Annotated in this window: 15 protein-coding genes; 7 read left to right on the top strand and 8 right to left on the bottom strand. The window is 51.6% G+C overall.

Translation table 11 applies throughout. From position 1 onward, the window contains the following. Nucleotides 1–146 precede the first annotated feature (146 nt). From Ga0123461_RS08045 to hemL, 3 genes are read right to left on the bottom strand one after another with little or no spacing between them, the layout of a single operon-like run. A complete protein-coding gene (locus Ga0123461_RS08045; protein WP_100277861.1) occupies nt 147–458 on the bottom strand; it encodes a phosphoribosyl-ATP diphosphatase in 312 nt (103 codons plus the stop codon). Then, nucleotides 455–811, bottom strand: a complete 357-nt coding sequence (gene hisI / locus Ga0123461_RS08040; protein ID WP_198507033.1) for a phosphoribosyl-AMP cyclohydrolase — start codon at nt 809–811, stop codon at nt 455–457. The genes Ga0123461_RS08045 and hisI overlap by 4 nt, the downstream gene beginning before the upstream one ends. Next, nucleotides 808–2109 carry a glutamate-1-semialdehyde 2,1-aminomutase gene (gene hemL / locus Ga0123461_RS08035; protein ID WP_100277860.1) on the bottom strand — a complete coding sequence of 434 codons (1302 nt, stop codon included), beginning with the start codon at nt 2107–2109 and terminating at the stop codon, nt 808–810. Before hemL ends, hisI begins: the two co-directional genes overlap by 4 nt. Nucleotides 2110–2402: 293 nt before the next feature. Here hemL and Ga0123461_RS08030 point away from each other — a divergent pair, with 293 nt between their 5' ends. Further along, nucleotides 2403–3263 carry an HDOD domain-containing protein gene (locus tag Ga0123461_RS08030; protein WP_100277859.1) on the top strand — a complete coding sequence of 287 codons (861 nt, stop codon included), beginning with the start codon at nt 2403–2405 and terminating at the stop codon, nt 3261–3263. After that, nucleotides 3260–4141 (top strand): MBL fold metallo-hydrolase, encoded by an 882-nt coding sequence (locus Ga0123461_RS08025; protein ID WP_100277858.1) that lies wholly within the window; start codon nt 3260–3262, stop codon nt 4139–4141. The genes Ga0123461_RS08030 and Ga0123461_RS08025 overlap by 4 nt, the downstream gene beginning before the upstream one ends. A gap of 206 nt (nt 4142–4347) precedes the next feature. On the opposite strand, the gene Ga0123461_RS12365 is transcribed toward Ga0123461_RS08025, so the two are convergent. The 4 genes from Ga0123461_RS12365 to Ga0123461_RS08015 form a co-directional block, all read right to left on the bottom strand. Further along, the gene (locus Ga0123461_RS12365; protein WP_157819286.1) at nt 4348–4494 is read right to left on the bottom strand and encodes a hypothetical protein; all 147 of its coding nucleotides are present in this window, start codon (nt 4492–4494) and stop codon (nt 4348–4350) included. Nucleotides 4495–4618: 124 nt separating this feature from the next. Then, entirely contained in the window at nt 4619–6076 is a 1458-nt protein-coding gene (locus Ga0123461_RS08020; RefSeq protein ID WP_198507032.1) for an SLC13 family permease, read from the bottom strand. 110 nt (nt 6077–6186) lie between these two features. After that, nucleotides 6187–6420: a D-aminoacyl-tRNA deacylase gene (locus tag Ga0123461_RS12800; protein ID WP_418289156.1), complete on the bottom strand. Its 234-nt coding sequence runs from the start codon at nt 6418–6420 to the stop codon at nt 6187–6189. Further along, on the bottom strand, nt 6329–6631 hold the full coding sequence (locus tag Ga0123461_RS08015; protein ID WP_198507030.1) for a D-aminoacyl-tRNA deacylase: 303 nt from the start codon (nt 6629–6631) through the stop codon (nt 6329–6331). The genes Ga0123461_RS12800 and Ga0123461_RS08015 overlap by 92 nt, the downstream gene beginning before the upstream one ends. An 89-nt stretch (nt 6632–6720) precedes the next feature. Between Ga0123461_RS08015 and Ga0123461_RS08010 the strand changes: the two genes are divergently transcribed. The 5 genes from Ga0123461_RS08010 (at nt 6721) to Ga0123461_RS07990 (ending at nt 12385) form a co-directional block, all read left to right on the top strand. After that, complete coding sequence (locus Ga0123461_RS08010; RefSeq protein ID WP_157819285.1) at nt 6721–7797, top strand: polysaccharide deacetylase family protein; 1077 nt, start codon at nt 6721–6723, stop codon at nt 7795–7797. Between the two features lie 52 nt (nt 7798–7849). Continuing rightward, a complete protein-coding gene (locus Ga0123461_RS08005) occupies nt 7850–9112 on the top strand; it encodes an MFS transporter (protein ID WP_100277856.1) in 1263 nt (420 codons plus the stop codon). A gap of 2 nt (nt 9113–9114) precedes the next feature. Continuing rightward, nucleotides 9115–9705 carry a LemA family protein gene (locus tag Ga0123461_RS08000; RefSeq protein WP_100277855.1) on the top strand — a complete coding sequence of 197 codons (591 nt, stop codon included), beginning with the start codon at nt 9115–9117 and terminating at the stop codon, nt 9703–9705. 126 nt (nt 9706–9831) lie between these two features. After that, nucleotides 9832–11769: a M48 family metallopeptidase gene (locus Ga0123461_RS07995; protein ID WP_100277854.1), complete on the top strand. Its 1938-nt coding sequence runs from the start codon at nt 9832–9834 to the stop codon at nt 11767–11769. A gap of 163 nt (nt 11770–11932) precedes the next feature. Further along, on the top strand, nt 11933–12385 hold the full coding sequence (locus tag Ga0123461_RS07990; RefSeq protein WP_157819284.1) for a cyclic nucleotide-binding domain-containing protein: 453 nt from the start codon (nt 11933–11935) through the stop codon (nt 12383–12385). Between the two features lie 79 nt (nt 12386–12464). On the opposite strand, the gene Ga0123461_RS07985 is transcribed toward Ga0123461_RS07990, so the two are convergent. Then, on the bottom strand, nt 12465–13385 hold the full coding sequence (locus Ga0123461_RS07985; protein ID WP_100277852.1) for a PDC sensor domain-containing protein: 921 nt from the start codon (nt 13383–13385) through the stop codon (nt 12465–12467). Nucleotides 13386–13461: the final 76 nt, after the last annotated feature.

The raw sequence follows: 13461 nt of genomic DNA, 5'->3' as shown, positions 1-13461 counted from the left end.
TCGTGGGATGTTCAGTGACATACAATCAGGCGCAATCGGGCAGCGAGTGAACTAAAGATCTCGGAGGTATGGTTTTAGAACAGGTATTGTCCATGCTTTCTCCTTGGCTGAATTTCTTTAACTCCATCCCATTGTTTGTCGTCAGGCTATTTTCTAGATGCCTTTTCATCGTGCCCCGAAACGCCAAAGCGGCGGGCCAGTTCATTGAGAACATCATCCGGTGATAACCCTTTCTGGGCCAGCATCACCATAGAGTGGAACCAGAGATCTGCGGTTTCATAGATGATCTGTTCACGATCCTCATTCTTAGCAGCAATGATCGTTTCCACTGCTTCTTCACCGATCTTCTCCAGCATTTTATCCGGTTTGGCGTAGAGGGAGGCTACATAAGAGGAGTCAGGTGATTCGGACTTGCGCGCTTCCAGTATGGCCGCTAACTCTTTCAGAATATCACTCATATGATGGGCTCCTCAATGGTAATCCACTCGCCATCCTGACGCTGTTTGTAAAAGCAGGATTTACGGTTGGTGTGGCAGGCGGGGCCGGTCTGCTCGATGATAAGCAGCAGGGTATCGCCATCACAGTCGAGAAACATATCAATCACCTTCTGCACGTGTCCCGAGGATTCACCTTTTTTCCACTGCTTGCTACGGGAGCGGGAGTAGTAGTGGGCAAAGCCTGTTGCCAGAGTCTGCTCAAGTGCCTCTTCATTCATCCAGGCCATCATCAACACGCGGCCAGTGGCTGCATCCTGTGCGATAGCAGGAACGAGTCCTGCTTCGTTGAACTTGATTTTTTCGAGCAGGCTCATGCTGTCAGCTTCGCGAGTGCACGAGAGGCTGCGGCGATGGTGTTTTCTACATCTGCATCGGTGTGGGCTGCCGACATAAATGCGGCTTCATACTGGGATGGGGCGAGGTAAACGCCCTCATCGAGCATGGCGTTAAAAAACTTACCGAAGAAGGCTAGGTCGCAGTGGTTACTAACATCGGAGCAGCAGGTGACCGCATCAAGCTCGGTAAAGAATACAGTGAACATCGCACCAACCTGATTAGCTACGGCAGGAACACCGGCAGCCTTGCAACCTTCCAGCAGGCCTTCAACCAGACGGGTGGTTTTGCGCTCCAGATCCTCATAGAAGCCCGGTACACGCAGGCGAGAGAGTGTTTCAATGCCCGCACGCATAGCCAGTGGATTGCCGGAAAGTGTACCTGCCTGATAGACAGGGCCATCGGGAGAAATCTTACGCATGATCTCTTCACGACCACCGTAAGCGCCGACCGGCAGGCCACCACCGATAATTTTACCCAGACAGGTGAGGTCAGGCATGATACCGAAACGCTCCTGTGCACCACCGGCAGAGACACGGAAACCACACATCACCTCGTCAAAGATCAATAGAGCGCCTTCAGCATCACAGATGTCACGCAGCTGCTGCAGGAAACCGTTGTCGTTGAGCAGCATTACACCGGTATTGCCCGGTACAGGTTCAACGAAGATGCAGGCAATTTCACCCTTGTTCTCGGCGAAGAGATTTTTCACCGCTTCAATATCATTGAATGGAGCAGTCAGGGTCAGCTTGGCATAATCAGCAGGTACACCTGCAGAGTCAGGTTCGCCAAAGGTCGCTGCGCCGGAACCAGCTTTAACCAGAAAGCCATCGGCATGACCGTGGTAACCGCCGTCAAACTTGATGAACTTATCACGGCCAGTGAAACCACGCGCCAGTCGCAGCGCACTCATGGTTGCTTCAGATCCTGAGTTTACAAAACGGACTACATCAATCGAAGGCACCATATCGATCACAAGCTGTGCCAGATCGATCTCCAGTTCACACGGTGCGCCGAAGCTCATGCCGAGCGCGGCAGTCTCCTGTACGCCTTTGACGACATCGGGGTGGGTGTGGCCAAGAATCATCGGACCCCAGGAACCGACATAATCGATGTACTGGTTGTTATCGACATCCCAGACATAGGCACCACTGGCTTTGGCAAAGAAGCGGGGGGTGCCGCCGACCGACTTGAAGGCGCGAACAGGTGAATTGACGCCACCCGGAAGCAGCTTGCAGGCCTGTTCGAAATCTTTTTGTGACTGGGTAGTGGTTGACATGAGAAATCCTTGTTTCGAAAAGTGACGCGACGTTAGGAAGGGGGGGCTCCGATGTCAATGTTATGGCTACCCTGTTTTATGCCGAGTTTTATTAAATGTGTTTCTCTGCACCTGAATTCTAGTAGTTCTTGAAGGGTTTCTTCTACCCGATAAAATGGCATAGAACGCTCGCCTGACAGTATCGCCTCCCTTGTGTCGAGTTAACTTAATGCGTAAGTTTTGCAACTCTGGTAGCGGCTCTAAGAGGTGCGAACCTGATGATCAATGCGGTATGATTCTTGCTCTGAGGGCACATGACAACGACTAATAGTGGTGAAGATTTAAAACGGCGTTTAACGATCATGGTGGACTCCATGCCTGCGTTTCCCGAAAGCGTGTGCCGGATCATAGAGATTACCACCGACATCAACTGCTCTCCCAAGGATCTTGTGAAGGTGATTGAGCGCGATCCGGTGATGACCATGAAAATCCTGAAGATGGTGAATTCTGCCTTTTTTGCATTGTCCCGGAATGTTTCGTCGGTTCAGCATGCGCTGGTCTATCTTGGCCTGAATACGGTTAAGAACCTTGCTGTCAGTGTCGCCACGATCGATGCACTGCCAAGGCAGAGTATTCCTGAACTAAAGATGTCAGATTTTTTGACGCATTCACTTGCCACTGCGTCAGTTGCCCAGTGGCTGGCGAAGAACAAGCTCCATATCCGTGATGCTTCCGACCATTTTGTCGCTGGCCTGCTGCATGACTTTGGCAAAGCGGTGTTTATCCAGTTTGAACCGGCGACCTATGGAAAGCTCATTCGTGAAGCTAAAGAGAAGGGTTTGCCACTGAAGTTAGTCGAAATGGAGCATCTGGGTATATCCAGTGCGGAGGTGGGGGCTATGCTTGCCGAGAGCTGGAAGTTGCCTGAGCAGCTGGTGAACTGCATCAGAACGCAGTTAGATTGTAACAAGGATTCATCTGACCTGACATTGACCGTGGCAGCTGCAAGCACTGTCGTAAAGGCAATGCAGCTTGGAGATAACGGAGACCCATATGTCGGCGATTTTTCCGAAATCATGAGTCGGCGTCTGGAATGCACTCTTGAGGATGTGGTGGCGCAGATGCAGGGGCTTCCGGATGAGGTTGGCAGGCTTATCAGTGCGGTGCGCGGATGAAGGTCTGTTTCTGGGGTGTGCGCGGTTCGATTCCATCGCCGGGACCTAACACGGTTCGATATGGTGGCAATACGACCTGTATCGAAGTCAGAACCGATGATGGGCACCTAATTATTCTCGATGCCGGAACCGGTATCTTTCCTTTGTCACAGACGCTGTTTGGTGAATTTCCGTTACATGCTCATATCTTCAATACCCATCCTCACTGGGACCATATTCAGGGGCTGCCATTTTTCATCCCTCTGTTTGTACCGAATAATCGTGCCACAATTTATGGTGCTTCTGATCCGATTACCCATAACAGCATCGATGAGATTCTCAGTGTGCAGCTGCAGTATCGATTTTTTCCGATTAGAGAATGTGAGCTGAATGCAAAAATTGATTATGTTTCTCTGAAAGAGGGGGAAAAGGTTACCCTCGGTGAGGTTACCATCACACCTGTACTGCTGAATCATCCGGTGGTCAATTTCGGTTATAGGATCGATTGCCGTGGCAAATCGATGTTTTTTACAGGCGATTATGAGAAGCCGTATAATATTTATGATCCGGAAGATGATGAGTTCGATATGTACCAGTCTCTTCTGGAGCAAAACGAAGCCGATTTCCTTGAACAGATTCAAGGTGTGGATGTTCTGATTGCAGACTCCTCTTATACTGAGGCTGAGTACCCCTCCAAGAAAGGGTGGGGACACGGCACCTTCCAGAGTTGTATGAAGATGGCCGAGAAGGCGCAGGCGAAACGGCTGTTCCTGACCCACCACGAACCGACGCGCAGTGATGATGCGCTGGAGGCGGTTTTCAAGGAGAGTCTGGAGAGTCTCACTGTTGATGTGCCAGAGATCGCACTGGCCAGAGAGGGGTTGAGTATCGAATGGTAGTTGAAGTCTAAGCAAAAGAGGCTCTTACCTTTCTTGTTAATCGTTTTATCTCTTTTTCAGGCTTCGTTTTTCCATATGCATCAACAGCACCTTATGAGTGACCAGCAAGTGAAATGAAGAGGCCCCCTGACTACATCAGGGGGCCTCATTCTTTTGTGGCTGGAAGGAGTTCTGGGGTTTTAGTTTAGCCAGCTTGGTTATGCTGTTTAATCCTCCCACTCATCCCACTCATCATAGTCTCGTTTCTTTTTCTGTTGCTGTTTCAGTTCGAATCGTTGGCTGTGTTTCAGTTTTTCCTGCTTCGGGGTTTCACCCTTTTCCCAAATTGAGTAATCAAATGCGTGATGACCCATATGTGTTGCTCTCCTGACATAATTTCACTGAAAATCAAGGCGGCTTTGTGAAACCGCGAGCGAATTCTTGAGCTGATTGAATCGGCTAGTAAATCAATAAAATTTGATCAGGTTGATCGAAAATTCAGATGGCAGGTAGAAGTGGGCGGAAGAGATAAACCATGGCTGTTACCACGACAATCATAATCAGATTCAATCGAATACCTGCCCTGACCATGGCGTGCATCGGCACAAGGCCGGAGCCGAAGATAATGGCGTTGGGCGGCGTTGCAACCGGCAGCATGAACGCGCATGAGGCGCCGATGGTGGCCACCAGCATCACCGACATCGCATCGAGACCATTGGCAAGGCTGGCAGCTGCAAGGATCGGCAGCATCACCTGCGTGGTTGCGGTGTTGCTGGTGATCTCGGTCAGAAAAATGATCACCACGGCTACAACCAGCATCATCAGTGGAAGCGGCACGGTTTTGAGGAACTCTAACTGTTCGCCGATCCAGAAAGAGAGGCCCGAGTGCTGCATGCCGTAGGCAAGTGCAAAGCCGCCACCGAAGAGCAGTACAATATCCCAAGGCAGCTTGGAAAAGGCTTCGCGCCCGAGAACGGCACTACCCTCTTCACCGCGAAACAGAAAGAGAAGCGAGGCCATGAAAATGGCAACAGTGCCGTCATCTACACCTTTGTATGGAAGCAGGGAGGACCAGCCGGGAATATCCAGTCCCTCGCTCTGGATGCCGGAACGGGTCATCCAGAGCAGTGCTGTAATGGTAAGTACCCATGCAACCAGCTTCTCCTCCAGTCGCATGCGCCCCAAGTCATGCAGGGACTGTTTAAGTTGAGTTCCATCCGATCCTTTCCAGGGCAGCTTCGCCAGCCTCGGGCCGAGAATGACAAAAAGGACGATAAGGCCGACAATCACCATCGGAATGCCGATCATCATCCACTCAAGGAACGAGGGAACAGAGTTGGGCAGGCTTACACGCATGTTTTCAAGGAAAACCAGGTTGGGCGGTGAGCCGACAGGCGTGCCCATACCACCGATGTTAGCCGAGTAAGCGATAATCAACAGGAAGGTGGCAGCCACCGGGGCAATCTCTTCTGCATCATGCTCCTCCATCAGCCGTTTCAGTAGCGGCAGGGCAATGGTTACCATCAGCATGGCGGTAGCAGTATTGGATATCCACATGGAGAGGAATGCCGTTGCTCCGGCAAAGCCCATGGCCAGCTGCAGAGGGCTGGCATGCAGGCGGCTGAGCATATTCAGTGCGATGCGTTTATGCAGGCCGCAGTTCTCCATCGCCTGGGCGATCAGGAAGCCGCCGATAAAGAGAAAAATGATGCTGTTAAAGTAGCGGGGGGCTATCTCCTTGCCTGCTGCAATGCCGAGCAGGGGGAAGGCGACCAACGGGATCATTGCTGTCGCCCCCAGCGGCACACATTCAGAGATCCACCAGATTGCCATCCAGAGCGCAACGGCGAGCATGGCAGATGCGGTGGGATGACCTGTGATATCGACCAGCAGTAGGCAGGCTGTTGCAACTGCAGGGCCGGCGAAGATGGCTGCGTTTTTACTGTTGATACTCAACGCTTTTCCATGTTCAGGCTGCCGTTGCTGTAAGGTGCCGTTTTATTCATGAGAACAGCATAGAAGGAGGCGGGTTTTGCGTCCACCGCTAAATCGGTGACATTCCCCTCCTAGGTATCAGCTCTCCAGAATAAATGTAACCGGGCCATCATTGGTGAGGGAGATTTGCATGTTGGCGCGAAGACGCCGGTCTGCAGGGAGGGGAAACGGTTTGTAAGAGTTTCTGCCAGCTCCAGAAACAGTTTTTCGCCTTCAGAAGGTTCTGCTGCAGTTGAGAATCCTGCTCTGGTTCCCTTTTTGGTGTCGGCCGGCAACGGTGAAGTTGGGAACAAGCAGAATATCACCGCCAATATCGTTGATGCTCAGATTCATGCGCCCCTCTGCATCAGGAAAAACCCTGTAACTGGTCAACCGTTCAGCCATTCTCCTGACCGATGCGGCGTTATCTCCCTTCTGCACACCGATGAGCACAACGATGCCTCTGCTGATCTTTTTCACTTTGGTGTCATCGGTCACAAGCATTGCACTGCTTACCCGTTGTATGATTGCACGCATGAAATCCCCCAGTTTCTTTTTAGATGGCGTTTTTTTCGCTATCTCCTGCCTGTGGCATGGTATGTTACGGGAGTTATCAGGAGGTTAATATGTTTCGAGTCTGGACGCTGATTATCCCTTTTATCTGCGGCTTTCTCTGGTTGAGTCCTGCAGCAGCAGCCGAACATGCTGTCATCCTGCTCTACCACCATGTTGCTGATGATACTCCGGCGGTGACCAGTGTGAACCCGGTCGAGTTTTCCGAACATCTCAATTACCTCGATCGCAACGGATTTCATGTTATGCCGCTCTCACAGCTTCTGGAGTGGGTGGCTACCGGCAAGGCGTTACCGGAAAAAAGCGCTGCTATCACCTTCGATGACGGTTACAAATCTATCTATCAGAACGCTGTTCCGCTGTTGAAGGCACGCGGCTGGCCGTTCGCGATCTTTATTAATCCGCAGGCCATCGATCGTCGTTATGGTGCCTATATGAACTGGGATGAGTTGAGGGAGGTCAGGAAAATGGGTGGGGAGCTACTCAACCATACCAGCAGCCATGGTCACCTTATCCGCAGGTTAGCAGGTGAAAGCACGCAGGAGTGGGAGAAGCGGGTAAGCGCCGATATCACCAAGGCACAGCAGCGCATCGAGGCTGAAACCGGTGCAGCGCCGCGGCTTCTGGCCTACCCCTACGGAGAGTTTAGCCCGGAACTGAAAAGCCTTGTGGTCATGCTTGGTTATACCGGATTGGCGCAACAGTCCGGTGTGGTCTCTCCATTCTCCGACATCGCAGCAATTCCGCGCTTTCCGATGATGGGGAGATATGCCGGCAAAAAGGCATTTGCCCTGCGTGTGAACAGCAGGCCACTGCCGGTAAAGGTGCTGCATGGTGAAGATAATGTGCTTAAGGCTGATCAGCGGCGGCCTCTACTGCGGGCACAGTTGGGCAGTGCCGGTTTTAAAACGCAGGCGCTGCGCTGCTTTCTCTCATCAGGCGAACCGATGGAGATAAAATGGGTGGAGAGGAAAAAGAGGATATTCGAGCTCGTAAGTGAAGCCGATCTTCCTGCCGGACGAACTAAATACACCTGCACGGCCCCGGCAAGAGATAATTACCGCAGCTACTACTGGTTCAGTCATCTCTGGATTATTCCACATGCTGATGGCAGCTGGCCGAAGGAGTAGAGGCTTGGCAAATTGCCTCGCCAAACTCAGGCCTAACACTTAAGTTACACAGATGATCAAAAGTAATCGCAAGACGATTTACTCATGGGCGCTCTACGACTGGGCCAATTCGGCCTATACCACAACGGTCATGGCCGGTTTTTTTCCTGTTTTTTTCAAGCAGTACTGGGCAAGCGACCTTACAGCCAATGAGTCCACCTTCTGGCTTGGCGTAGCTAATGCAGGGGCGGGCCTTGTGATCGCGCTGCTGGCACCGATGCTGGGGGCGATGGCCGATCAGGGCGGATTGAAGAAGCAGATGATGCTCTCCTTTACCTCTCTTGCCGTGGTGATGACTGCAGCCTTGTTCCTGGTCAGCGAGGGGCAGTGGATCATGGCGGTACTGGTCTACCTCTTCGGGGCAATCGCATTTTCAGGCGCCAATGTCTTTTACGATGCCCTGATCGTCGATGTGGCCGAACACAGTGATCTGGATCGGGTCTCCGCGCTGGGTTATGCACTGGGTTATATCGGTGGTGGTATCCTATTTGCCATCAATGTGGTGATGACACTGCATCCCGACTGGTTTTTTCTTGCTGACAAGGCTGAGGCTGTACGCTGGTCATTTCTGTCGGTGGCGATCTGGTGGGGCCTGTTTACGATTCCGGTGGCCCTGTACGTCCATGAAGCTGGTGAGACAGGGCGTATGGGGTGGCTGGCATCAGCCAGGGCAGGCTTCCATCAACTTAGTGACACCATCCATCATCTGCGTTCATTGAAACAGGTATGGCTCTTTCTGATTGCCTACTTCCTCTATATCGACGGGGTTAATACGGTGGCGCATATGGCTGTCGATTATGGCCTCTCACTCGGGTTTGACTCCAATGTGTTGATTTCAGCACTGCTGATGACCCAGTTTATCGCCTTCCCCGCAGCCCTTGCGGCTGGCTGGCTGGGTGGAAGGTTTGGTGCCAAGCGGGTGATTATCGCCAGTATTGCTGTCTATGCGGCTGCCTGCATCTGGAGCTCAACCATGCAAAATGCGAATGATTTCTACTGGCTGGCGGCAGCGATCGGGTTGGTGATGGGCGGCATTCAGGCTTTGAGCCGATCAATGTATGCGCGTATTATTCCTAAAAAGCAGTCGGCAGAGTTTTTCGGCTTCTTCAATATGTTGGGTAAATTCGCTACGGTGTTTGGACCACTGCTAATGGGGGTGGCCAGCTATCTGACGGGCAGTGCCCGTTTCTCGATTCTGGTGATTGTTCTCCTGTTTGCAGCTGGTGCTATCGTCCTCTATTATGTAGAGGATAATGTTCAGAGAGAGGAGGTGTAATTATGGCGACAACACTGTTGGTGGTTCTGGGGGTTGTTCTTTTTCTGATTGTTTACATCGTAATGGTCTATAACCGCCTGGTGAAACTGAAAAACCGTTTCAAGAATGCCTTCTCACAGATCGATGTGCAGCTTAAACGACGTTACGACCTGATTCCCAACTTGGTGGAAACAGCCAAGGCCTATCTCAAGCATGAGCATGAGACCTTACAGGAGGTGATTGAGGCTCGGAACAGTGCGCTGGCGGCGATTAAAGGGGCAGAACGCCATCCGGGTAACCCTGCGGCCATGAAGTCACTGATCGGTGCAGAGGCAGCTCTCGGTGGTGCCATGCTGAATCTCAACGCGGTGATGGAGAATTACCCCGACCTGAAAGCGGACCAGACCATGGCGCAGCTCTCCGAAGAGCTGACCTCGACAGAAAACAAGGTCTCCTTTGCGCGCCAGAGTTATAACGATGAGGTCATGGCCTATAACACCCAGCGTGAAACCTTTCCTGATGTGATGCTGGCTCCGATGTTTGGCTTCATGGAGGCCGCGCTCTGGCGCATCGAATCGCAGGAAGAGAAACAGGCTCCGAAGGTAAGCTTCTAAAGCCGCGGTTTTCTATTCATGATACAAGTCCATTGCATCAATGGCTGTTAACCCAATGAGTGTAATAGTTCAAACAGCGTCGAATGGATTCATTTTGACTGCAGCCGATCCAGGAAAGAGCAACCCATGAGAGATTTTTTTGGACAGCAGGAGCAGGCCCGTCGTAACACCTCTCGCCTGGTGCTGCTGTTTATCTGTTCCGTTACAGTGATCGTGCTGGCCGTCTATGTGGCGGTGACGGCGGGGTTGTTCATTACCCAGATGTTCATTAGTCAGCAGAATGGCTGGCTGATCCGCGAGTTTTGGGATTTTGAACGTTTTCTGTGGGTCATAACCGTTACTGTGGCCATCGTGGCGTCAGGCAGCCTCTACCGTACTTACCAGCTCAGGCAGGGTGGTGGGGCGGCGGTGGCCGAGATGCTGGGCGCAAAGCGGCTGCCTGCGAATAGTGATGACCCGCTCTTGAGGCGGCTGTTGAATGTGGTTGAGGAGATGGCAATCGCATCCGGGGTGCCTGTGCCGCCGGTCTATCTGATGCAGCAGAGCGGCATTAACGCCTTTGCTGCCGGGTTTGGTAGATCCGATGCCGTGATTGCCGTTACCAACGGCGCAGTTGAACTGCTCAGTCGTGACGAGTTGCAGGGGGTGATTGCGCATGAATTCAGCCATATTCTTAATGGCGATACGCGCCTGAAGATGAGTCTGATGGGATTGCTGTTTGGCATAACGTTGATATCCGATGCGGGCATCATGCTGATGACGGCGAGAAACTCGTCTCGCCATTATGGTCGCGGGCGAGGCACGCATCCGGCGGTGATTGTGGTCGGTTTCCTGATCTTTCTTGTGGGTACCATCGGGGCGGTTTTTGCAGATATGATCAAACGTGCGGTGTCCCGACAGCGCGAATTTCTTGCTGATGCGGCAGCTGTGCAGTTCACCCGCAATCCAACCGGTATTGCCGGTGCACTGAAGGTGATCGGAGGGTACAAGGCTGGTTCGCGCATTGATCATGCCGCTAGCCAGCAGGCCAGCCACTTCTTTTTCGGTAATGCGGTAAAATCATGGGAGAACAGGGATTGGTGGGCTACGCATCCGCCGCTGGCCGAGCGTATCCGCAGGCTGGATCCCGGTTTTAAGGGAGAGTTTAAACCTGTTGATTCAGCCAGCCGCAGTGCGTTCGTGATGAATGAGGCGGTGAGTGCATTTGCAGGTGGTGAAGGGGTGCCTGCAGGGCTTACAGCCGGTGTTGATGCGGTGATGGCCTCGATTGGTAATCCCGGTGGCAATGAACTGCAGCAGGCACAAAGTTTATTGGCACGTATGCCGAATCGGTTAGCCACTTTTGCCCATGACCCGTTTACAGCGCGTGCCACGATGTATGCTTTGCTTCTCGATAGTTGCAGTAAAATCAGGACGGTTCAGCTGAGGCGGTTGCAGCAGGAGGCCGATGCCAATGTGTTCCGGGAGATGCTTGAGATTCAGCCCATAGTGGCAAAACTGAGCCCCGAACTTCGCTTGCCACTGCTTGAGATGCTGTTGCCCGCCCTGAAATCACTTTCGGTAGAGCAGTTCAATGCCTTTCGCAGCTGTATCAGCACATTGATCCGGGCTGACCGGAAAATCGGACTGTTCGAATACATGATGCAGCGCATGCTGATGCGCCACCTATACCCCGCGTTCCTGAAATCCAAACCAATGAAGGTGCATTTCGATGCAGCAGGGGAGATCGCCGATGATGTTGCTGAGATCATAACCATCCTGATCGGTAATGGCAGTCACCTGCTGCCTGAGAAGGTGTTTGAGGCTGCAATGCGAATCTTTATCGAAGAGGGGCGTATGCCTGCCATGCCGAAGCTTGGCGGTGACACACTCTCCGTTCTTGATCATGCATTGCGAAAGGCTGAGCGCGCATCGCCTGAGATCAAGCGGGGATTACTGAAGGCATGTGTCTTTACGGTACTTGCGGATGGAAAAACTGCCGTGCCTGAGATTGAACTTCTTAGAACCATCGCCGATGCACTGGATGCGCCGATGCCGCAACTTCGTTTGTCAGGCTTGGAGTAAACATCTATCAACTAGAAGAGCCGGCATAACTCCATAACGTGATACAGATCATTTTTCATGTGTTATTCCTTATTATGGTGGAGATATGATTTTTAACCCCTAACTCAGGGTATGAATATTGAGGGTGCCCGGTGAACATGGCTCCATATGCGAAGGTAAAGAGATGATTCATGAAATAATGGATATGATGCAGGCCATTCCGCTGTTCGATAAAATAGCGGGCTCACAGCTTAATGTTATTGCGGCACATATGAATATTCTCAAGCTTGAGGAAAAAGCGCGACTGTTTTCAGAGGGTGAGAAAAGCGATTACATGTGTTTTGTTGTCTCTGGCAAGCTGGATGTCATTAAAAGAGCAGAAAGCGGAAAGTTGGTTGCTGTATCCACGCTATCCCGGGGCCGCAGTATTGGTGAAATGGCGCTTCTTGATACGTTTCCTCGCTCGGCCACTGTTGTTGCTAATACACCATGCACCCTGCTAATCATTTCCCGAGAAAAATTTGATGAGATTCTGGTTCAGTATCCGGCTGTAGGCATATCGTTCCTGAAGGGGATAGCAGAGATGTTGAGTCTGCAATTGCGCAAGGCATCCGGGCTGCTTGCCGATGTATCCTAGGTGACTGATCCTGTTTTCTCCTGGCTATTCAGTTGGACTCATTCAGCTGGTAGACGTTGGTGGGTAAACACTCTGCAATCTACTGTTTCTCAGAAATGCTACCTTTGAGTTTTTCCGCACACTCCGGACACATGCCATGTGAGAGCTTGGCATCTGTATGGCCATCAAAATAGGTCGTAAGCTTGACCCAATCGCCACTCTCATCCTTTATTTTTTTGCTGCACCATGCACAAAGCGGAACGATGCCGGTGATAGTTTTGATTGTAGAGAGTGCATCATTGAGTTCACGATTACGTGTTTCAAGTTGTCGAACCACTGGTTCCGTTACGCGTTGAAACAACCAGGATCCGATGGCGACAAGGAGTAGAGTGGCAATAATAGCCCATGCTCCGGCCTGGATAAAAGGCCTTTGAATCTCTTTCAGGTCTATTTTAGCCACTATTCCGAGATTGAGTTCAGATACAGGTTCGTAGGCGGCCAGTACCATTTTTCCTCGGTAATCCTCTCCGATGACTGTTCCTGACTCACCTCGTAAAGCTCGGCGCATGGGCTCCGCCTCGGTTGCTCGGAAGTGGACAGGTTTAGGGTCGTTCAGGTCGAAATGGCGATGATTCAACAGGAATACGATCTGGTCTTCATCCCTTTTTGCCAGTGTGAATTCACCTGTTTTACCGAACCCCTGGAACTGTTCATGCGCCTCCCTGACCTGGCTTAGCGTTGCTTCAAAAGCAGTTGCAAATGAGTTTGATGGGTAGTGCTGTCTGTCAAACCGGGCTACTGACTCTATCAGTCGGGCCTGACTCTGGGCGGTGTCAACGAGTCTTAATCGCTCCTCTTCAATTGCTGTTTCGTAGAGAATGAAAATCGAAAAACAGGCTACCGCCATGGCCACGAAGCCCATGATGATGACGAGCAGCCTTAAACGTTCTTCTGGCTTTTTAAGTAAAATCGTTTCGGAATCCTGCAGTTCAGGAGGGCTGGATTGTGCTATGTCTTCCATGAATAGAGAGCCTCCTTCCAATAGATGTGTTTTAATACTATAGGGGGAAAACAACCAATATTCTAGGAGGGCTGAG

Source organism: Mariprofundus aestuarium (assembly GCF_002795805.1).
Classification (GTDB): Bacteria; Pseudomonadota; Zetaproteobacteria; order Mariprofundales; family Mariprofundaceae; genus Mariprofundus; species Mariprofundus aestuarium.
Note: the sequence above shows the minus strand (reverse complement) of the source record. Positions and strands in the feature narration are given on the sequence as shown.

Excerpts from the sequence above, each read along its gene's own strand:
- Ga0123461_RS08030 (WP_100277859.1), top strand. The coding sequence starts at position 2,403 with ATGACAACGACTAATAGTGGTGAAGATTTAAAACGGCGTTTAACGATC.
- Ga0123461_RS12365 (WP_157819286.1), bottom strand. The coding sequence starts at position 4,494 with ATGGGTCATCACGCATTTGATTACTCAATTTGGGAAAAGGGTGAAACC.
- Ga0123461_RS07990 (WP_157819284.1), top strand. The coding sequence starts at position 11,933 with ATGATTCATGAAATAATGGATATGATGCAGGCCATTCCGCTGTTCGAT.
- Ga0123461_RS08025 (WP_100277858.1), top strand. The coding sequence starts at position 3,260 with ATGAAGGTCTGTTTCTGGGGTGTGCGCGGTTCGATTCCATCGCCGGGA.
- Ga0123461_RS08015 (WP_198507030.1), bottom strand. The coding sequence starts at position 6,631 with ATGCGTGCAATCATACAACGGGTAAGCAGTGCAATGCTTGTGACCGAT.
- Ga0123461_RS07985 (WP_100277852.1), bottom strand. The coding sequence starts at position 13,385 with ATGGAAGACATAGCACAATCCAGCCCTCCTGAACTGCAGGATTCCGAA.
- hemL (WP_100277860.1), bottom strand. The coding sequence starts at position 2,109 with ATGTCAACCACTACCCAGTCACAAAAAGATTTCGAACAGGCCTGCAAG.
- hisI (WP_198507033.1), bottom strand. The coding sequence starts at position 811 with ATGAGCCTGCTCGAAAAAATCAAGTTCAACGAAGCAGGACTCGTTCCT.
- Ga0123461_RS07995 (WP_100277854.1), top strand. The coding sequence starts at position 9,832 with ATGAGAGATTTTTTTGGACAGCAGGAGCAGGCCCGTCGTAACACCTCT.
- Ga0123461_RS08010 (WP_157819285.1), top strand. The coding sequence starts at position 6,721 with ATGTTTCGAGTCTGGACGCTGATTATCCCTTTTATCTGCGGCTTTCTC.
- Ga0123461_RS08000 (WP_100277855.1), top strand. The coding sequence starts at position 9,115 with ATGGCGACAACACTGTTGGTGGTTCTGGGGGTTGTTCTTTTTCTGATT.
- Ga0123461_RS08045 (WP_100277861.1), bottom strand. The coding sequence starts at position 458 with ATGAGTGATATTCTGAAAGAGTTAGCGGCCATACTGGAAGCGCGCAAG.
- Ga0123461_RS08005 (WP_100277856.1), top strand. The coding sequence starts at position 7,850 with ATGATCAAAAGTAATCGCAAGACGATTTACTCATGGGCGCTCTACGAC.